The sequence below is a fragment of the Steroidobacteraceae bacterium genome, from assembly GCA_041395505.1.
Classification (GTDB): Bacteria; Pseudomonadota; Gammaproteobacteria; order Steroidobacterales; family Steroidobacteraceae; genus JAWLAG01.
In genome coordinates, this window is the sequence record JAWLAG010000001.1 from 653,474 (window position 1) to 672,258 (window position 18,785).

Consider the following 18,785-nt stretch of genomic DNA (forward strand, 5'->3'; position numbering starts at 1 on the left):
AGCGGCACCCTGTCGGCCGCCTCATTGCGCAAATCACGCACATTGGGCTGGCGCTTTCCAGGAACGCCGTAAACCCATCCATGGGGCTTCGGGCGCGCCATCCCTGGCGCGCACGATCCTGGAAACAGACGTGACAACCTGCGCAACCCGCCTGCTGGCTGCACGCGAACGGCTCTTGGCTAAAGCGACGGCCGATCCTCGTAACCAATCGCGACTATCACGTAACTGCGCTCGCCTTCGGGCACTGCCACGGTAACTTCCTCGTCCACCTGCTTGCCCATGAGCGCGCGTGGCAAGGGGGCGTCCATGCTGACGTACTCGCCATCGTGCGCGAGTTCGTCCGGGCCGACGATACGCAGGCGGCGCCTGTCGCCGGCGTCGTTTTCGAGTATGACCCAAGCTCCGAAATAGATCCGCGACCTGTCCGTTGGCGGATCCGACACGATGACCATGCCCTCGAGGCGTTTGCGCAGGAAGCGTACGCGGGCATCGATTTCGCGCAGACGGCGCTTGCCATAGGTGTAGTCGGCATTTTCCGATCGATCGCCCTGGGCGGCGGCGGCGCTGACTGCGGCCGTGACCTGTGGCCGCTCGTGGCGCCAGAGCTGGTCGAGCTCGGCGCGCAGGCAACGTTCGCCCGCGGCCGTGATGAATCGCGAGCCCGGTTTGGTGGGAGGGCGATACCGGGACATTGTTAAATTCCAGTGTGCGAACGGTTTGAGTTTTTCCTCATGCCCGCGCCGGCCGATGACGATCTGTGCGACGCCTCACAGCCCCGGCCCGACGCCGCAAATAGGCTAGCTCCATGTCGGCGAAGTACTACACGCACTTTGTGACCGATGCCGGTGAGGTGCCTCAGTCTAACGAATGGAGTGGAGTCGTTGAACTGACGCGTCCGCTCAAGGAAGGCAAGAAGTCCACGCATGAACTGCGCAGTCTTCTCGCCGAGAGTTTCGACATCGATTCGGACGACATACGTATTTTGCATTGGGCGCGTCTGCACTGACCCGCCGCGAATCCCCTAGCGGACTTCCTTCCCTTCATTGAAAGTCCGCCCTTCCCGCCCCGGGCCAAAAGCCCGGGGTTTTTTTATCCCCGTGGCCTCGGCGGCTATACTGCCGCCATTGCGGTTTTGCTCGCCAGCTGCGAGCGGAGAATCAACATGAGAATCCATAGTTTGCTGCTTGCCGGCATCGCCGCCGCAGCCGGTTGCGCAACGGTCAGCGAGCCACCAGCGGGCCAGGCAGCCTCGGCGCCGCCCCTCAAGTCCGGCCTCGACCTCGCGGGTTTCGACCGCAGTGTCCGACCACAGGATGACCTTTACCGGTTCACCAATGGCCAGTGGCTGGCGGACACCAATATTCCAGCCGACAAGTCAAATTACGGCATCTTCGGCATCCTTGATGACGATGCGCAGCAAAAGGTGTTCGCGCTCGTCAAGGAAGCGGCTGGCAATGAGGCGGCCACGCCCGGCTCATCGCAGCGCAAGATCGGCGATTTTTTCGCGAGCTTCATGGATACATCGACTGTCGAAGCCGCAGGCCTCAGACCGCTCGCCCCGGAGCTCGCCGCAATCTCCGCGCTGGAGCATCCGGACGATGTATTCGCCTATTTCGGTCGCGCCCAGAGGCTGGGCGGTGCGGCACCGATCGTTTTCTTCGTCTCGCCGGACGGCGGCGATGCGACACGCTACGTGGGCTCCCTGTATCAGGCGGGCCTGACGATGCCCGATCGTGACTATTACCTGGTGGATGATGACAAGAACCGCGGTTATCGGCAGGCGTTCGTCCACTACGCAAGCGCCATGCTCGCTGCCGCCGACGTGCCGGATGCCGACGGGGCGGCGGCGCGAATACTCGCCCTCGAGACCGATATTGCCCGCGCGCAGTGGAGCCGCGTGCAAAATCGCGATCCGGTCGCAACCTACAACAAGCTGTCGCGTTCCGAAGCCGCGGCCGCTGCGCCGCAATTTGGCTGGCAGCCATTTCTGGCTGCCATCGGCACCGATACCGGGGCGATTGACGTCAATCAGCCGACCTATGTGGCGTCCCTGGGCGTCCTCGTCCGCGAGCGCCCGATTGCCACCTGGCGGGAATACCTCGCGTTTCAGCTGATCGACAGCTATGCACCCTACCTCGCGTCGAAGTTCGACGAGCTGCATTTCGACTTCCATAGCCGCAGTCTTCGCGGCGTGCAGGAGCAGCAGGAGCGCTGGAAGCGCGGTGTCGACATGCTGGGCAACAACGTCGGGGAAATGGTCGGGCAGATGTATGTCGAGCGCCATTTCAGCCCCGCATCCAAAGCGCGCATGCAGGCCCTGGTTGGCAATCTCTTGCAGGCGTTCGCGCAGTCCATCGACGGCCTGCAATGGATGGGGAGCGATACCCGCACGGCTGCGCACGAGAAACTCGGCAAGTTCACGGTCAAGATCGGTTACCCCGACAAATGGCGGGATTACTCGTCGCTTACGATTTCGCGCGATGACCTGGTTGGCAACATAGAGCGCGCGACGGCATTTGAATTCGACCGCCAGCTGAAGAGGGTCGGCGGTCCGGTCGATCGCAGCGAGTGGCTGATGACACCCTACACGGTCAATGCCTATTACTATCCGCCGGCGAACGAAATCGTGTTCCCCGCCGCCATACTGCAGCCGCCATTTTTCGATCCGCAGGCCGACGATGCGGTCAACTACGGGGCGATCGGCGCGGTCATCGGCCATGAGATCAGCCACGGTTTCGATGATTCCGGTCGACAGTTCGATGGCGACGGCAACCTGCGTGACTGGTGGACCGCCGCCGATGCCGATGCCTTCAAGCAGCGCGCCGCTCGATTGGTCACGCAATATGGCGATTTCACCGTGCTCGATGACGAGAAAGTCAACGGCGAGCTGACGCTCGGTGAGAATATCGGCGACCTGTCGGGGCTTGCTGTCGCCTACAAGGCCTATTTGCTCTCCCTGGCCGGGACGGATCCGCCGGTCATCGACGGGTTCACCGGTCCGCAGCGCTTTTTCCTGGGTTGGTCCCAGGCCTGGCGGCGAAAATACCGGGACGACGAGCTGCGCCGGCGCCTGAAGATCGACCCGCACAGCCCGAGCGAATACCGCGCCAACGGTACGGTGAGCAATATCCAGGCCTTCTATGACGCCTTTGGTCTGCGCAGTGGCGACCGCCTGTTCCGACCGGAATCGGAGCGTGTCACAATCTGGTAGTACCTTGCCGAGGAGCCTAACCGGGAGCCCAAATGCGCATTGCAAAGATCGCCATGCTTCTACTGTCAGCCTTGCCGCTGGCAGGTTGCGGTTACAACACCATCCAGGATCAGGACGAAACCGTGAAGGGCGCATGGGGCGAGGTCGTGAACCAGTACCAGCGTCGCGCGGACCTCATCCCGAACCTGGTTGCAACCGTGAAGGGATTTGCCGCACAGGAACAGGCCGTGCTGATCGGCGTAACCGAGGCGCGCGCCCGCGCGACCGGCTTGCAGGTCTCGCCCGACGTCCTGAACGATCCTGCGGCCGTGGCGAAGTTCCAGGCGGTGCAGGGCGAATTGACGCAGGCGCTCAGCCGCTTGATGGTCGTGGTCGAGCGCTATCCTGAATTGAAGTCAAACGAAAACTTTCGCGATCTGCAAGCACAGCTCGAGGGGACGGAGAATCGCATCGCCGTCGCACGCAATCGCTATATCGACGCGGTCCGCGCCTACAACGTCACGGTGCGAAGATTTCCGAGCAACCTGACTGCGATGATTTTCGGCTACAAGGTCAAGCCGAGTTTCACGGTCGAGAACGAGGCTGCCATTTCGCGGCCGCCGAGTGTCGATTTCGGCGCGCCGCAGGCGCCCGCCGCCGCGGCGCCGGCCACTGCACCCGCACCTGAAACGCCTTAGCGCCGCGGGAATTGCAGTGTCGCAACTGCATGTCGCGGCCAGACTCGGGTGGCTGCTGTGTGCTGCGGCGCTTGCCAATGCGGCCGAAGTTGCCGTCCCTGCGCTCGAGGCGCGGGTTACCGACCTTACCGGCACGCTGACCGCGGCCGAACAGGCATCGCTCGAGAGCAAGCTGGCCGATTTCGAAGCGCGCAAGGGCGCGCAGATCGCGGTACTCGTCGTACCGACGACGGAGCCCGAAGCCATCGAACAATACTCGATACGGGTCGTCGACCAATGGCAGCTGGGGCGAAAGGCGAGCGATGACGGCCTGCTGCTGCTGATCGCCAAGGACGACAAGCGCATGCGCATCGAAGTCGGGCAGGGACTCGAGGGCGCCGTAACCGACCTGTATTCGCGTCGAATCATCGCCGACACCATCGCGCCGCTATTCAAGCAAGGCGATTTCTATGGCGGCATCAACGCCGGCCTCGATCAGCTCATTCGCCTCATCGATGGTGAAGCGTTGCCTGCACCCGACAATGAATGGCACCCGCAGTCATCGATTCTGGATCACCTGCCGTTCCTGCTGGTCGCGGTATTCGTCGGCTCGATGATCCTGCGCACGATATTTGGCCGCGCGTTCGGCTCGCTCCTGACGGGCGGTGCAACCGGCGGGCTGGTCTTTTTCGTGAGCCAGCTGCTTGGACTCAGCGTTGGCGCGGGCATTGCCGCATTCCTGTTCTCGCTGCTGCTCGGCTTCTCCGGCGCAGGCCGATGGTCGAGCCTGCCGCGTCATGGCGGCTGGGGCGGCGGTGGCTGGGGTGGGGGCGGCTGGGGCGGCGGTGGCTCGGCCGGCGGCGGATTCAGTGGCGGCGGCGGCGGCTTCAGCGGCGGCGGTGCGTCGGGGAGCTGGTGAGACTGATGCGGTTCCTCAAGCACGCTTTTGCGCTGCACTGGCTGACACGGCGGCGCTTCTCGCGACGCGTGCTCGATGCCATCGAGCAGGCCATCAGGCAGGTCGAATCGCGCCACGATGGCGAATTGCGTTTCGCCGTGGAAACCGCGCTCGAGTTGCCCGATCTGTGGCATACACGCAGTGCCAAGGAGCGCGCGCTACAGGTGTTCGGGCAGCTCGGCGTGTGGGACACCGCGGGCAACAACGGCGTACTTATATACGTGCTGATGGCCGACCACGCGGTCGAGATCGTCGCCGATCGCGCGATTGCGGCGCGGGTCGATACGCAGGAGTGGCGTCGCATTTGTGCGACGATGCGCGACAGCTTCCGCGAAGGAGCATACGAGAAAGGCTCGGTCGCGGGCGTTCTCGCTGTCGGGGAGCTCCTGGCGCGGCATTTTCCGGGCGGCCGGAGCAAGCCCGGGAGCGATGAATTGCCCAATCAGCCGGTCTTGCTCTAGCGCACCTGTCCGCAAACCGGTTCAGGTTGGCCGTGTCGCATCGCCTTGCGTTATCCTTGGGTGGACCATGAACATCGCGAAGCGCCTCAAGATCGTCCTCCCGCTCCTGGCCACGATGCTGGCAGTGGCCAGCTGCTCGTTGCTCGAGCAGCCGTTGTTCGGCAAGCGCCGCGTTGCGAAACCGGAGCCCGCGCCCGTTGTCCAGGCGCTGCCCGATCCGGTCACGACACATCACTTCGAGCTGAGTGATGCCGACACCGATGTCGTTGGCTACGTGCAGGTCATCAAGGCGAGCAAGGAAGATACGCTGACCGACATCGCCCGTCGCTTCAATGTCGGATTCGAGGACCTGGCACGCGCTAACCCCAAGGTCGATCCTTGGCTACCCGGCGAAGGTCGCGAAATCGTGATTCCGAGCCAGTACGTGCTGCCCGATGCGCCGCGCGAGGGCATCATCATCAATGCGGCGGCCATGCGCCTTTACTATTTCCCGAAGGCGCAAAGCGGCAAACCTCAGGAGGTCTATACCTATCCCATCGGTATCGGCCGCGTCGGCTGGAAGACTCCGGAAGGGGTGACCCGCATCGTGCGTCGCAAGAAAGACCCGACCTGGACCGTACCGAGCTCGGTACGCAAGGAGCATGCCGAGAATGGTGATCCGTTGCCGGCGGTCGTCGGGGCGGGCCCGGACAACCCCCTCGGTCGCCATGCCCTCTATCTTGGCTGGCCGAGTTACCTCGTGCACGGCACCAACAAACCGGCCGGCGTCGGACTGCGCTCAAGCCACGGCTGTGTCCGCCTGTATCCGGAAGACATCGCACAACTGTTCGACATGGCACCCGACGGCACCAAGGTGCGCGTGGTCAACCAGCCGTTCCTGTTCGGCTGGCACGACAACCAGCTGTACTTGCAGGCCTACGATATCCTCGAGGACGACCCTCGCGACTGGAGCAATGCCGAGCGCAAGCTCCTGTCGAAATCTCTCGCCAAACGCATCCAGAAACAATTGAAGGCGCGCAACGAGGAAGTCGACTGGGACGAAGTGTCGGCGCTGGCGCACGAGCCGCGCGGCATCCCCGTGGCGATTTCGCAGACCGGAAGCGATGTCGACAAAGTCATTGCCGGGGCCATACGTGTCGCCAATCGACTGCCCAAAGGTGCGAACTGGGATGGCCAATCCGACGCGCCCATGGATGAAAAAGCCTTCAAGGAAATGTTCGCCGATACCGAGGAAGCGAGCGATCAGACTGCCGCACCAGCGGCCGGTGGCGCAACCCACTGACCCGGTCGAGCGGGATCATGGGGTTGGTTCGAGTCGCCTGATCCCGGTTCCGAAAGCCCCTCGCGTGAGCACCGGCGGCGCATGGTAATTCCACTGCACGATGACAACCCCGCGCGCATACGACCATTCGTCACCTATGCGCTGCTCGCGCTATGCGTGCTGGCTTTCTTGCTGCAACTTTTCTCCGGCGGCAACGGCGAACGGATCGTCTACGCGCTCGGTGTGATTCCCGCTGTATTGCTCGGCCATATGCAGCTGCCGACGGAGCTCAGCTGGGTCGCGCCGCAATTGACTATCGTGACTTCGATGTTCCTGCACGGCAGTCTGCTGCACCTCGCGGGCAACATGCTCTACCTGTGGATCTTCGGCAACAATGTCGAGGATGCGATGGGGCATGCGCGCTTCGTATTTTTCTATCTGATCTGCGGTTGCGCCGCCGTGTTTGCCCAAGCGCTGCCGGATCCCGCGTCCCGGGTGCCAATGATAGGCGCGAGCGGCGCCATATCAGGCGTGCTCGGCGCCTATATGCTGCTCTATCCGCGCGCGCGCATATTGCTCGGCTTGCCGCTGGGCTTCGTGATCATCCGACTCGGTCGTGCGCCCGCACTCGTCGTACTTGCAGTTTGGTTCATGATGCAACTCGCCATGCAGCTTATGTCAGGTGAGGCGGAGGGCGGCGTTGCATTTCGCGCGCACATCGGTGGCTTCATCGCCGGCGTCCTGCTCGTGCCCGTCTTCAAGGATCGCGACGTTCCGCTCTGGCGAGCGCACTGAGTCGCTGCGCGTCGTTCATCGCGCAGCCGACTGAGCGATGTGCTACATTGCGCCGCGTTGATCGCAGGGTGGGCTGTGGCAGAACGCGTCAGCGCGGGAATACAAGTCGTCGAACAAAATGGCCCGGAGCACGCCATCGCGCGTGTGCAGACCGGTGTCACAGCGTTCATCGGCCGCACTCTGAAAGGACCGGTTAACACACCGGTCGATATCGACGACTTCGCCGAGTTCCAGCATGTCTTTGGCGGCCTTTGGCAGCCCTCCACACTCGGCTATGCCGTCGAGCAATATTTCGAAAACGGCGGCCGCAAGGCAATCGTCGTCCGGGTGTGCAATGGCGGACGGCCGCCGACCATTGCACTGCCGGCAGGCAGTGCCCGTCTCAAACTGCGTGGTCTGTCGCCGGGTACGCGCGAGTATCTTCGTGCGTCGGTGGACTACGACGGACTCGCCCGAGAGGACAGCGCACGGTTCAATCTGGTCGTGCAGCGTGTGCGCAGCCCCGGTTCCGAGGCGATAGAAGACCAGGAAATATTTCGCAACCTCTCCGTGCAGGCGGACGATGAACGCTTCGTCGTCGCCGTGCTCGCGGAATCGCGCCTTGTGCGCGTTGATGGCGACGTGCCAGCCCAGCGACCCGATCGTTCGCCGGCCGCGCCGTCCGGCGCGGTCGTGGGTTACGTCCTCAGTGGCAATGACGGTGACGATGGCGGTCCCATCAGCGATTACGACATCATCGGCTCGGCGCAGCAGCACACCGGGCTGTTTGCGCTCGCGGCCGCAACGCACTTCGACCTGTTGTGCATACCGCCGCTGACCCGGGACCGTGATGTCGGCCTGTCGACCTGGCTGGTGGCGGCGAGATTCTGCCGCGACCAGCATGCGATGCTTCTGATCGATCCTCCCATCGCCTGGAACAGCGCGCGGGCCGCGCTCGATGGGCTGCGCGGCTGGCCGTTTCGCGCCGACAATGCCGCACTGTATTTCCCGCGCGTACTGGCGTTCGATCGGCTACGCGGCCGTTGGGAGCAATTCGGGTCGGCCGCAGCCGCGGCCGGCATGCTGGCCCGCACGGATGTGCACTGTCCGGTATGGTCGGCAGTCGACACCGACGAGCCGCCGCTGCGTCCAAGCCTGAAGCCCGCTGTCGCGATCAACGATGCCGAACGCGTTCGCATGGAACATCTGGGAATCAACACCCTGCTCGGGGTTCGCGCATCGGGTGTTCACGCTGGCAACGCGCGCACCCTGGCGGATGGCAACGCCGGCGCTACCGACTGGCGTTACCTCGCCGCGCGGCGACTGTCGTTGTTCATCACCGCGAGCGTCGAGAACGGCACACGCTGGACCATATTCGAGCGCAATGGTCCGGCCACCTGGATGCGCGCACGTGCTCAGGTGTCGGCATTCCTGGAAGCGCTGGCGCAGGAGGGTGCGCTCGTCGGCGCAACGCCCGAGGACAGCTATTTCGTCATCTGCGATGCGCGGCTCAACAGTGCGCAGGTGCGCGCCCAGGGGAAGCTCTGCATCCTGTTCGGATTCGCGCCGTCCCGACCAGGGGTGTTCCAGGCGTTTCTGGTGACTCACCGTGCCAACGGTAGCCAGGTGCGGCAGGTGTGGGTCAATCGCATGGCAACTTCCGGACGCCACGTGACCGAGGAAATCGAAACCCAGCTCCTGCGTGGCCTGGTCCTGCAGGACTAGCCGGCACTGCCGGCGCGCGCCGCAACGTACATGGTGATCACCGCGCGCACGACCTCCCGCTGGTAGTTGTCGGTGACGGTGACCGGCACGCCGACATTCTCGGCATCAGACCACTCGCCGCGATCGATTTTCGCGGTGGCACGCAGGCCAGTCGTCGCCTTGTTCAGGTACTCGATGGTCATGCCCCGGGGAATCCACCTCAGCCGCGGCGGCAAGCTGACTTCGATCGCGAGCCCCGCGGCGAGTTCGCATAGATTGCCTGCGGCGAGGGCGTGTACGGTGCCGATATGATTCTCTACCGCACGCCGCTTCGGCATGGTCACGACGCACAGGCCCGGCTGCAGCGTCAGGATGCGCGGTGAAATCGTCGCAAAGTAGGGTGCCTTGAAACACACTGCGCGGGTAAATAGCCAGCGACCCATGGCGTTCCCCGACAACAGGTTCCAGCGTGCGAGCGTGCGTGGGATGTCGCTAGCCGTCATGACCCGGAATTCTATGCCTATTTGCGCCGCGCGCCCGCCTCGTCCTGCCGGCCAAAACCGCCACCGCCGGGGGTCTCGATTTCCAGCGCATCACCTGCCCGCACCGCAAATTGCGCGGCACCCGGCAGGATCTCGCAGCCGCCATCCCTGCGCCACAGCCGGTTGCGCCCGATTGCACCGGGTTCGCCGCCTTCGAGTCCGAACGGTGCGACCCGCCGATGATTCGACAGGATCGCGCCCTGCAGTTCGCTGCAGAACTCCAGGCGCCTTGTCAGGCCATCGCCGCCGTGCCACCGTCCCGCGCCGCCGCTGCCGCGGCGCAATGCGAAACGCCGCACCAGCACCGGGAATTGCCCTTCGAGGATTTCCGGATCGGTGAGACGTGAGTTGGTCATGTGCGTTTGTACACCACTCGCGCCATCGAAACCGGGTCCGGCACCCGCGCCGCCGGCGATCGTCTCGTAGTACTGCAGCCGGGCATTGCCGAAAGTGAGATTGTTCATGGTGCCCTGCGAGGCCGCCAGGCAGCCGAGTGCGCCGAAAATTGCGTCGACGATGCACTGCGAGGTCTCGACGTTGCCGCCTACGACCGCCGCACCCGGGGGCGGATCCAGCATCGAGCCGGATGGAATGACGATGTCCACCGGTCGCAGGCAGCCATCGTTGAGCGGGATGCTGTGTGTCATCATCGTCCGCAATACATACAGTACGGCGGCGATGGTTACGGCCCGGGGCGCGTTGAGATTATGCGCACCGGCGCTGGAAGTGCCGGTGAAATCGATGACTGCGCGCGCGGCCTCGTGGTCGATCCTGACGGCCACGGCGATCAGCTGGCCATCGTCCATGCAGTATTGGAATCGACCGTCGCGCAGTTGCAGCAGGGTCTGGGCCACCGCTTCGGCGGCGTTCTCCTGCACAGCTTCCATCTGGGTCAAGAGCTGTGTCGCTCCGTAACGAGCCGCAGCGCGCTCGAGTTCCCTGATTCCGCAGGCATTGGCGGCAAGCTGCGCGCGCAGGTCGGCGAGATTCTGCGCTGGGTTGCGCGCCGCGTGCGGCGCGGACGCGAGGCGCCCCAGCACCTCCTCCTCGCGTAGCTCTGCTTTTGCGACCAGTCGCATGCCGGTGAACAACACGCCTTCTTCCTCGATGCGACAGCTGAAGGCAGGCATCGAGCCGGGCGTCACGCCGCCAACGTCCGCGTGATGTGCGCGTGATGCGACGAATGCCTCCGGCCGCGGATTGCCGGTGAGGAATACCGGCGTCACGACGGTGATGTCCGGAAGGTGGGTGCCGCCGCCGGCAGGGTCGTTGAGAAGGTAAGCGTCCCCGACGCTCATGTCGGCAGCGAATTGCCGGATGATCGCCCGTACCGAAAGGCCCATCGAGCCCAGGTGCACCGGCATGTGGGGCGCATTGGCAATCAGCGCGCCCGAGGCGTCGAATACGGCGCAGGAAAAGTCGAGTCGCTCCTTGATATTGACCGAATGCGCCGTCTTGGCGAGCACGGCGCCCATCTGCTGCGCGACGTGCATGAACAGGTTGTGAAATATTTCCAGTTGCGCCGCCGCCGAGCGCGCTGGCCGCGCATCCACGGCAGGCAGCTGCTCGAGCCTCGCCAGGGCGATGGCGCCGTCGCGCCGCTCGACGCGCCAGGTGGGCTCAACGATCAGCGTCGTGTGCGCATCGACCAGCATCGCTGGACCCACGATGCCATCCGGTGCATCTGCAAGACCATACACCGGCACATCCTGCCAGCCGTCGAGCCACAAGCGCGCCCGGCTGCCCGCGCGTGGGGGCTCGCCCGTCGTGACCGCGGCCATGCGTGGCAGTGCGCGGCGCACGCGAACTTCGACCGAAGCGGCATCGACCTGGATGCCCTGGCCAGCGGGTGCGAATCCGTAGCGCTCGCGGTGCAGGCGCATGAAGTCATCGCGCATGCGTTCGGGCGTGTCGTAGTCGACGGCAATGGCCGTATCGCTTGCTCCCGAGCGCAATTCGAGGGATCGCCTGCACTCGATGCTGCCCGAACCGACCGATGGGTCATCGAGCGCCGCGCGCGCATCCTGCTCGAGTTCGGCGAGGCGTCGGGCGAGCCCAGCCTGTCCCTGTAGAGTCAATGGCTGGCCAATGCTTGCCCGCCGCAATGCGACTTCGTCTGCAATGCCTATGCCGAGCGCGGACATTACGCTCGCGAGAGGATGCACCAGCACGCGCTCCATGCCACAGGCGGCTGCCACGCGACATACGTGTTGGCCCGCGGCGCCGCCGAAGGCGAACAGCGTGAAGTGTGCCGGGTCCCGCCCGAGTCGGGCGGCGACCGTGCGAATTGCGTTGGCCATCGCTGCCACCGCAACTTCGAAACAATCGGCCGCGAATCGCTCCAGCGCATCTTTGCCGCGCGCGGCGACCGGCAACTGCTGAAGGATTTGCGAGAGAGCCGTGTGCGCCGCCTCGATGTCGACGGGCGCATCGGCCGCGGCTCCGAAAACTGACGGCAGATATGCGCTCTGCAGTCGACCGAGCACGAGCTGCACGTCGGTCAGCGTGGCTGGACCGCCGCGACCGTAGCAGGCAGGCCCGGGGTCGGCGCCGGCGGATTCAGGGCCGACGCTGATTCGCCCGTCGCGCAATGCGATACATGATCCGCCGCCCGCAGCAATGGTATGAATGTCGAGCGCAGTGCTCGCCATCTCGACGCCATTGACCACGGTCGTATGTCGGCGCAACAGCTCGCCGTCCCACAGCGATACATCGGTGGAAGTGCCGCCCATGTCGAAGCCGATCAGCGCGCCGTAGCCCAGCGCTTCGCCGAGACGTGCCATTGCCGTGACACCGCCTGCGGGTCCCGACAACAGGCTATCGCCTGCGCGCAGCTGCGCCGCTGCCGCCAGGCCGCCATTCGATTGCATGAAGTACAGGCGACATGCCGGATCGATTTCCTGCGCCGCCGCCGCAATCTGCCCGATGAATTGTCGAAGCACGGGAGCCGCGCCGGCATCGAGCACCGTCGCCATGGCCCGCGGCACGTAGCGCACCAGCGGTGCGACTTCATGCGACACGGAAACCTGCTCGAAGCCGGCATCGCGCGCCGCCGATGCTACAGCCGCTTCGTGCCGGCTGTGCCGCCAGCCATGCAACAGGACGATGGCGATGGCCGTGGCGCCGCGTTCGCGCGCGACCGTCAGCGCCGCGGATACGCTGGCCGCCGACAGCGGCTGCAGCACCTCACCGCGGGCGTTGACGCGTTCGTCGATTTCGCCGCAGCAAAGGTAAAGCGGATCGGGGCGGACGATGTGGCGCGCAAATATGTCCGGGCGGTGCTGCTGTCCGATCAGCAGCGCATCGCCGAGGCCCGCAGTGGTCAGGAGCGCCACCGGCGCCAATTTGCCCTCCAGCATCGCATTGGTCGTGATCGTCGTGCCGATACGCAGCGAGGCGATGCCCGCCGTCGCTTTTGCCTCGCGCATGATCTGCCGGACCCCGGTGAGCAACGCGCGCGCTGAATCGGTCGACGGTTGTTTTCCCACATGCACCCCGCCATCCGGCGCCAGACCGATGATGTCGGTGAATGTGCCGCCCCGATCGATCCAGAATTGCCATTGGCCTGTCATCGGCCAATCATAATGGCTGCCCGCGTAGGCGGCTGCTGATAGCGTGGCGGGCCATGCGGCTGTAATCTTGCTGCAGGTCCGCGCCGACCATGCGCGGGAATCGTGGAGCTGTTGCAAATGAAAAGAACTCTTTGGCTGGCAGGACTGCTGCTGGCGCTGGCTGCCTGTGGCACGAACCCGGTGACCGGCAAGCGCGAATTGCAGATCGTCTCGCAATCCCAGGAAATCCAGGTTGGCGCAGAGAACTTCGCGCCATCGCGGCAGATGCAGGGCGGTGACCTCACGATCGACCCGGAACTGACCGCCTATGTCAGCGAGGTCGGGCAGCGCGTGGCGAGCGCAGCCGGAGCGTTGCTGCCCGAAACACGACAACTGCCGTATGAGTTCAAGGTGCTCAACAATTCTGTGCCGAACGCCTGGGCCCTGCCCGGCGGAAAGATTGCGGTGAATCGGGGACTGCTGACGCAATTGCACGACGAGGCGGAACTTGCGGCCGTGCTGGGCCACGAGATCACCCATGCCGCGGCGCGACATGGCGCGAAGTCGATGGAGCGTGGCATGTTGCTGCAGGCTGCGATGGTGGGACTGCAGGTCGGTGTGCGCGACAACCAGTATGCCAACCTGATCGTTGGCGGTGCGATGCTAGGCGCGAATCTCATCACCCAGAAGTATGGCCGCGATGCCGAGAACGAGTCCGATCTCTACGGCATGCGCTACATGAAGGCGGCCGGCTATGATCCGGCGGCGGCGATCGACCTGCAGAAGACTTTCGTCAAGCTCTCCGCGGGGAGGCAAACGAGTTGGCTCGACGGCCTGTTCGCATCACACCCGCCGTCCGAGGAACGTGTCGCGCACAACACCGAAACCGCGGCGCAACTTGGCGCCGGCGGCGAGCGCGGCGCTGAGCGCTACACGCAGAAGCTTGCGTTGCAGGCCAGGCTTGCCCCGGCCTACGCAAAATACGACGCCGGCGTCGAAGCACTCGCCAAGGGCGATCTCGCCGGTGCCGAACAAAATGCCAAAGCGGCACTCGGCCTGGAGTCGCGCGAAGGGAAATTCCATGAGCTGCTGGGGGACGTCGAGCTCAAACGCAAGAATTACGCTGCCGCGAAATCGCGCTACGAGCGCGCGCTCGCGCTCAACCCCGAGTACTTCAAGCCGCTGCTTGCGAGCGGCATAGCCAGTTTCGAGCTTGGCCAGAGGCAACAGGCGCAGGATTTGTTCACTCGCAGCATGCAGTTGCTGCCAACCGCAACGGGCTCGTTCTACCTCGGTAAACTCGCCAAACAGGCCGGGAACGTCGATGAGGCCGTCAAGTATTTCAGCCAGGCGGCTGGCTCGCAATCCGATGTCGGTGCGGAATCGGCGCGCGAAGCGGCCCTGCTCGATCTGCCGCGCAATCCTTCCCGCTACGTGCGTATCGAGCCGCGGCTCGACAACAGCGGAGTCGTATGGCTGCTGGTTGAGAATCGCGCGCCGGTCGCGGTGCGCAATGTCGAAATGCTGGCGGGCGTGGCGGCGGCCGATGGCCGCATCGCGCAAGGGCCAGTGCGCGTCAGTACCGGCAACGCAGTGCTCAAGCCCGGGCAGGTCGCGCAGCTGAAGACCTCCCTCGGCCCGCTCGCCAGTGCGGATCTCCTGCGCGCCGTGCGTTTCGAAGTGCAGGGCGCCGCGATAGCCGAATGAATCGATGGCTCGACCGCAGCTAGAATTCGTTCACGCCCAGCAGCTGCCATGGCAGGATCAGCTGCTTGGGCGCGATGTGCTGGTATCGCATCGCGGCAAGCGCCTGAGCGAAGACGCCGCAAGCGGTGCCATGTCGGCGCTCCTGCAGTTCCCGGACGCGACGCAGCTCGCCTCGCAGTTTGCGCTTGGCTGCGATTTCGAGGCGCTCGTGCTCGAAGGTGGCCTGCAGGTCGCAGGCCATAGCCTCGGCCTCGATGACTACACTTACCTCCCGGCAGGGTGTGCCTGGCAGGGCGCGCAGCTCCTGGCGGGCACCGTGCTGCTTGTTTTCAGCAGTGCCAGCGCGCGACAGGCGCAAGCCCTGGCGAATCTGCGCCCGGCCATCTGCCATACCCATGAAATGCCCTGGACCTCGGCGGAAATCGACCCGGACGTGCAGTTCCTGCAACTGTCGCACAAGATCCTGCGCGACGATCCCGAGCGCGGCGAGAAGACCCTGCTGCTGGCGACAGGCGCGCAGACCCATCCAAAGGGCTGGAGCGAGGCACAGCTTCGGCACGACTGTGTCGAGGAAATGTACCTGCTCGGCGGCGACATCATCGGTGAGCGCGGTATCATGCGCGAAGGCGCTTATTTCTGGCGTCCCGCAGGCCTTTGGCATGGTCCTTTTGGTTCGCGGCGCGGCAGTCTGTCCTTGATTCGCATGCTCGGGGGACGTCATCGCAATGAATGGTCGGCGACCAAACGGCGATTTTGGCTCTCGCCCGCGTATGATCCAGTGCTACCGCCAGAGCTTGCGCATTTGGCGGGCGCGCCTTGGACACCGCATCCTTATTGAACCGACCTAGGCAATCTCAGCTTCATGTTTGAAGACCTGGACAACGCCGACGAACTTCCGGAGCCGATTGCCGACCGCTACGTCGTGTTCTCGCATGGTTCCGAGGGCGAACCCTGGGGCAAGAAGATCACCGCACTCGCGCACATTGCGCGCGCCGAGGGCTTCGAGGTGAAATCAGTCGACTACCGCGGTGTCAGCGACCCGCGCAAACGCGTGACCATGCTCACCGATTTCTGCGCCAACCTGCAGGGCGATCTGGTACTGGTTGGCTCGAGTCTCGGCGCTTATGTCGCGGCGGCGGCCGCGCCCCTGCTGCACTGCTATGGCCTGTTCCTGATTGCGCCGGCGTTTTATGTGCCCGGTATTCCCGAGTTGCGCAAGGGATCGATCGATTGCCCGATATCCGTCGTGCATGGCTGGCGGGATGAAGTCGTGCCGCTGCAGAATGCGTTGCGCTTTGCAAGCGAGTACCGGGCACGGCTGCACATCGTCGACGGGGACCATCAATTGCACGAACAAATGCGTTTCATTCGCAGCTTCTTCGAGTACTTCCTTCTCGAGCTTGATTTGCCGCGGCTGACCGAGCGGTGACCATTCCGCGATGAACGTCATCCTGCGGCGCATCCTCGCCCTGTGGGTGCGCGCCGAGTTGCGCCCGGCCGATGCCGCTGCCGCGATCAACGACTGCGATGCGCCGGTGTGCTACCTGCTCGAGCGACGCAGCGCAGCGGATCTCGCGGTACTGCAGAACCTGGCAGCACGCAACGGCTTGCCGCGGCCCGGCAAACGCCTGCTCCGCCCCGGCGAACATGCCGAGGTGCGTTCGGTCATCACGCTGCTGCGGCCGCGCGGCTTCTTTGGCCGGCGTTACGACAGGCGGCCGCCCCCGGAGCTGCTGATCCTGATCGACGCATTGCGCTCGCACGAGGGTTCGGATGTTGCCCTGGTGCCGGTCGCCGTTTACTGGGGCCGGGCGCCGCACAAGGAAGGGTCGTTGTGGCGCCTGCTGTTTGCCGAGAACTGGGCATTGACGGGGCGCCTGCGCAAGCTCCTCACCGTCGTGTTCAACGGGCGCGCGACGCTCGTCGAGGTCGGCAAGGCAATCTCCCTGCGTAGCCTGATCAACGGCGAACGATCAACGGCCGCGCTCGCCCGCGGCGCCACCAGGAGCCTGCGCAACCAGTTTCGCGCGCAGCGTGCCGCAAGGATCGGGCCGGATCTTTCGCATCGGCGCAACATACGAGGCGAGATCCTGCGCACGGCGGCGGTGCGCAACGCGGTGCGCCAGGAGATGCGCGAGCGCAAGGTTGATCGGCGCAGCGCATTGCGCACTGCGCAACAATATGTGGACGAGATTGCGGCGAACTACTCGCACAACTTCGTGCGCATCATGGAGCGGGTGTTGCGGCGTCTGTGGAATCGCCTGTACGACGGTGTCGATTTTGCGCATGCATCGACATTGACGTCGGTCGCCACCGGTAGCGAGATCGTCTACGTTCCCTGCCATCGCAGCCATATGGACTACCTGCTGCTCTCCTACGCCATCTACCGCGAGGGTTTTGCGATCCCGCATATCGCGGCGGGCATCAACCTCAATCTACCCGTTATCGGGCGGTTTCTGCGCAAAGGCGGCGGTTTCTTCCTGCGGCGCAGCTTCGCCGGCAACACGCTTTATACGGTTGTGTTCATGAAATACCTCGCGGCCATCATGGCGCGGGGTCATTCCATCGAGTATTTCATCGAGGGCGGGCGCTCGCGAACCGGCCGGCTGCTACAACCGAAGACCGGATTGCTGGCCATGACGCTGCGCAGCTTCCTGCGCGAGCGCAAGCGACCAGTGGTTTTTCTGCCTGTCTATTTCGGCTACGAGCGCATCGTCGAGGTTGGTACCTATGTCGGCGAGCTGTCCGGCAAGCAGAAGCAGAAGGAAACGACACTGGGTTTCCTGCGCTCGCTGCGCATCCTGCGCGAACACTTCGGTCGCGTGCATGTCAATGTCGGCGAACCGATAGCGCTCGAGACCGTGCTCGACCAACACGAGCCGAAGTGGCGCGATCACGACTACGACGATGGCAATCGCCCGGCCTGGGTAGGTCCGGCGACCGACGCGCTGGGGCAGCAGATCATGCGCAACATCAACGCGGCCGCGGCCATGACGCCGGTCAACCTGCTGGCACTGGTCATGCTCGCGACGCCCCGGCAGGTCATGCTCGAGACCGACCTTGCCAATCAGATCGACGGCTATCTTGGTCTCATGCGCCAATGCCCTTACAGCGAGCGGGTTACGGTGACCTCGCTCGTAGGGCGGGAGGTCATCGACTACTGCTACCGACTCGGCATGATCGAACGTCAACAGCAGAAATTCGGTGTGCTGGTCAGCATGACGGATGCCAATGCGACGCTGGCTGCCTATTACCGCAACAATTGCCAGCACCTGCTCGCCCTGCCGTCACTGCTCGCCTGCGCGTTCGCGGGCAACCCCGTGATGCGCACCGAGGACCTGCAGCGCCTTGCCTGGCGCATCTACCCCTATGTGCAGGCCGAGCTTTTCCTGCGCTGGGACGAGAACGAATTGCCCGAGGTCGTCGACAGGACGCTCGCCAGCATGGCAATGCTCGGCCTGATCGAGGCACAAAGCGATGGCACCGGATGGCGGCGACCGCCGCCCACCACCGGTGCCGCGATGCAGCTCTCACTCCTCGCCCAGGGGATGTTGCAGACGATCGAACGCTACTATCTGGCCATTGCCCAGCTGCTGCGCGCCGGCAGAGGACAGCTCACCGCCCGTGAACTGGTCGAGCTCTGTCACCTCACCGCCCAGCGAATTTCCATGACCTATGGCCTGAACTCGCCGGAATTCTTCGACCGCAGCCTGTTCGTCAATTTCATCGACCTGCTGAAGGCGAGAGCCGTCGTCACGCTCGATGACCAGGGCAAGCTGCAATTCGACGAAGTCCTGATACGCGTCGCCGCGGACGCCCAGGTGGTACTGTCCGACGAGATACGCCACAGCATTTTGCAGGTCACCCACAGTTGATTGTTGCATTGCAGCAACAGTTTGTTGAGGTTACCAGCCTCGCGCGCGGGTCGATGGATCGCACTGATATACTGCAACAATAAAC

General features: G+C 64.2%; 15 protein-coding genes. 12 read left to right on the forward strand and 3 right to left on the reverse strand.

The features are described 5' to 3' along the window. Positions 1-179 precede the first annotated feature (179 nt). Positions 180-692: a transcription elongation factor GreB gene (gene greB / locus R3E77_03030; GenBank protein MEZ5498386.1), complete on the reverse strand. Its 513-nt coding sequence runs from the start codon at positions 690-692 to the stop codon at positions 180-182. 113 nt (positions 693-805) lie between these two features. Between greB and R3E77_03035 the strand changes: the two genes are divergently transcribed. The 8 genes from R3E77_03035 (at position 806) to R3E77_03070 (ending at position 9,046) form a co-directional block, all read left to right on the forward strand. Next, a complete protein-coding gene (locus R3E77_03035) occupies positions 806-1,006 on the forward strand; it encodes a hypothetical protein (protein ID MEZ5498387.1) in 201 nt (66 codons plus the stop codon). Between the two features lie 156 nt (positions 1,007-1,162). Continuing rightward, positions 1,163-3,211, forward strand: coding sequence for a M13 family metallopeptidase (locus tag R3E77_03040; protein ID MEZ5498388.1), 2,049 nt, complete (start codon positions 1,163-1,165; stop codon positions 3,209-3,211). Positions 3,212-3,243: 32 nt separating this feature from the next. After that, positions 3,244-3,888, forward strand: a complete 645-nt coding sequence (locus tag R3E77_03045; GenBank protein MEZ5498389.1) for a LemA family protein — start codon at positions 3,244-3,246, stop codon at positions 3,886-3,888. A gap of 16 nt (positions 3,889-3,904) precedes the next feature. After that, entirely contained in the window at positions 3,905-4,786 is an 882-nt protein-coding gene (locus R3E77_03050; GenBank protein MEZ5498390.1) for a YgcG family protein, read from the forward strand. Between the two features lie 5 nt (positions 4,787-4,791). Further along, positions 4,792-5,286, forward strand: a complete 495-nt coding sequence (locus R3E77_03055; GenBank protein ID MEZ5498391.1) for a TPM domain-containing protein — start codon at positions 4,792-4,794, stop codon at positions 5,284-5,286. Between the two features lie 67 nt (positions 5,287-5,353). Continuing rightward, complete coding sequence (locus tag R3E77_03060; GenBank protein MEZ5498392.1) at positions 5,354-6,568, forward strand: L,D-transpeptidase family protein; 1,215 nt, start codon at positions 5,354-5,356, stop codon at positions 6,566-6,568. A gap of 81 nt (positions 6,569-6,649) precedes the next feature. After that, positions 6,650-7,342: a rhomboid family intramembrane serine protease gene (locus R3E77_03065; protein ID MEZ5498393.1), complete on the forward strand. Its 693-nt coding sequence runs from the start codon at positions 6,650-6,652 to the stop codon at positions 7,340-7,342. 75 nt (positions 7,343-7,417) lie between these two features. After that, positions 7,418-9,046: a hypothetical protein gene (locus tag R3E77_03070; GenBank protein ID MEZ5498394.1), complete on the forward strand. Its 1,629-nt coding sequence runs from the start codon at positions 7,418-7,420 to the stop codon at positions 9,044-9,046. On the opposite strand, the gene R3E77_03075 is transcribed toward R3E77_03070, so the two are convergent. Together R3E77_03075 and R3E77_03080 are read right to left on the reverse strand one after the other, a co-directional pair. Beyond that, the gene (locus tag R3E77_03075) at positions 9,043-9,528 is read right to left on the reverse strand and encodes a hotdog fold domain-containing protein (protein ID MEZ5498395.1); all 486 of its coding nucleotides are present in this window, start codon (positions 9,526-9,528) and stop codon (positions 9,043-9,045) included. The genes R3E77_03070 and R3E77_03075 overlap by 4 nt on opposite strands. Positions 9,529-9,545: 17 nt before the next feature. Further along, positions 9,546-13,139, reverse strand: coding sequence for a hydantoinase B/oxoprolinase family protein (locus R3E77_03080; protein MEZ5498396.1), 3,594 nt, complete (start codon positions 13,137-13,139; stop codon positions 9,546-9,548). Between the two features lie 117 nt (positions 13,140-13,256). On the opposite strand from R3E77_03080, the gene R3E77_03085 reads away from it, so the two are divergent. Genes R3E77_03085 through plsB form a run of 4 tightly spaced genes read left to right on the forward strand, consistent with a single transcriptional unit; the run spans position 13,257 to position 18,700 of the window. After that, positions 13,257-14,825, forward strand: coding sequence for a M48 family metalloprotease (locus R3E77_03085; protein MEZ5498397.1), 1,569 nt, complete (start codon positions 13,257-13,259; stop codon positions 14,823-14,825). A gap of 4 nt (positions 14,826-14,829) precedes the next feature. Further along, positions 14,830-15,663, forward strand: coding sequence for a DUF4437 domain-containing protein (locus tag R3E77_03090; GenBank protein MEZ5498398.1), 834 nt, complete (start codon positions 14,830-14,832; stop codon positions 15,661-15,663). A 24-nt stretch (positions 15,664-15,687) separates the two neighbouring features. Further along, positions 15,688-16,254, forward strand: coding sequence for an alpha/beta hydrolase (locus R3E77_03095; GenBank protein MEZ5498399.1), 567 nt, complete (start codon positions 15,688-15,690; stop codon positions 16,252-16,254). Positions 16,255-16,264: 10 nt separating this feature from the next. Continuing rightward, complete coding sequence (gene plsB, locus R3E77_03100; GenBank protein ID MEZ5498400.1) at positions 16,265-18,700, forward strand: glycerol-3-phosphate 1-O-acyltransferase PlsB; 2,436 nt, start codon at positions 16,265-16,267, stop codon at positions 18,698-18,700. The last annotated feature ends 85 nt before the right edge of the window (positions 18,701-18,785 follow it).

Bases quoted from the DNA above. Each gene is read 5' to 3' on its own strand.
- greB (MEZ5498386.1), bottom strand. From the start codon at position 692: ATGTCCCGGTATCGCCCTCCCACCAAACCGGGCTCGCGATTCATCACG.
- R3E77_03035 (MEZ5498387.1), top strand. From the start codon at position 806: ATGTCGGCGAAGTACTACACGCACTTTGTGACCGATGCCGGTGAGGTG.
- R3E77_03040 (MEZ5498388.1), top strand. From the start codon at position 1,163: ATGAGAATCCATAGTTTGCTGCTTGCCGGCATCGCCGCCGCAGCCGGT.
- R3E77_03045 (MEZ5498389.1), top strand. From the start codon at position 3,244: ATGCGCATTGCAAAGATCGCCATGCTTCTACTGTCAGCCTTGCCGCTG.
- R3E77_03055 (MEZ5498391.1), top strand. From the start codon at position 4,792: ATGCGGTTCCTCAAGCACGCTTTTGCGCTGCACTGGCTGACACGGCGG.
- R3E77_03060 (MEZ5498392.1), top strand. From the start codon at position 5,354: ATGAACATCGCGAAGCGCCTCAAGATCGTCCTCCCGCTCCTGGCCACG.
- R3E77_03065 (MEZ5498393.1), top strand. From the start codon at position 6,650: ATGGTAATTCCACTGCACGATGACAACCCCGCGCGCATACGACCATTC.
- R3E77_03075 (MEZ5498395.1), bottom strand. From the start codon at position 9,528: ATGACGGCTAGCGACATCCCACGCACGCTCGCACGCTGGAACCTGTTG.
- R3E77_03080 (MEZ5498396.1), bottom strand. From the start codon at position 13,139: ATGACAGGCCAATGGCAATTCTGGATCGATCGGGGCGGCACATTCACC.
- R3E77_03085 (MEZ5498397.1), top strand. From the start codon at position 13,257: ATGAAAAGAACTCTTTGGCTGGCAGGACTGCTGCTGGCGCTGGCTGCC.
- R3E77_03090 (MEZ5498398.1), top strand. From the start codon at position 14,830: ATGGCTCGACCGCAGCTAGAATTCGTTCACGCCCAGCAGCTGCCATGG.
- R3E77_03095 (MEZ5498399.1), top strand. From the start codon at position 15,688: ATGTTTGAAGACCTGGACAACGCCGACGAACTTCCGGAGCCGATTGCC.
- plsB (MEZ5498400.1), top strand. From the start codon at position 16,265: ATGAACGTCATCCTGCGGCGCATCCTCGCCCTGTGGGTGCGCGCCGAG.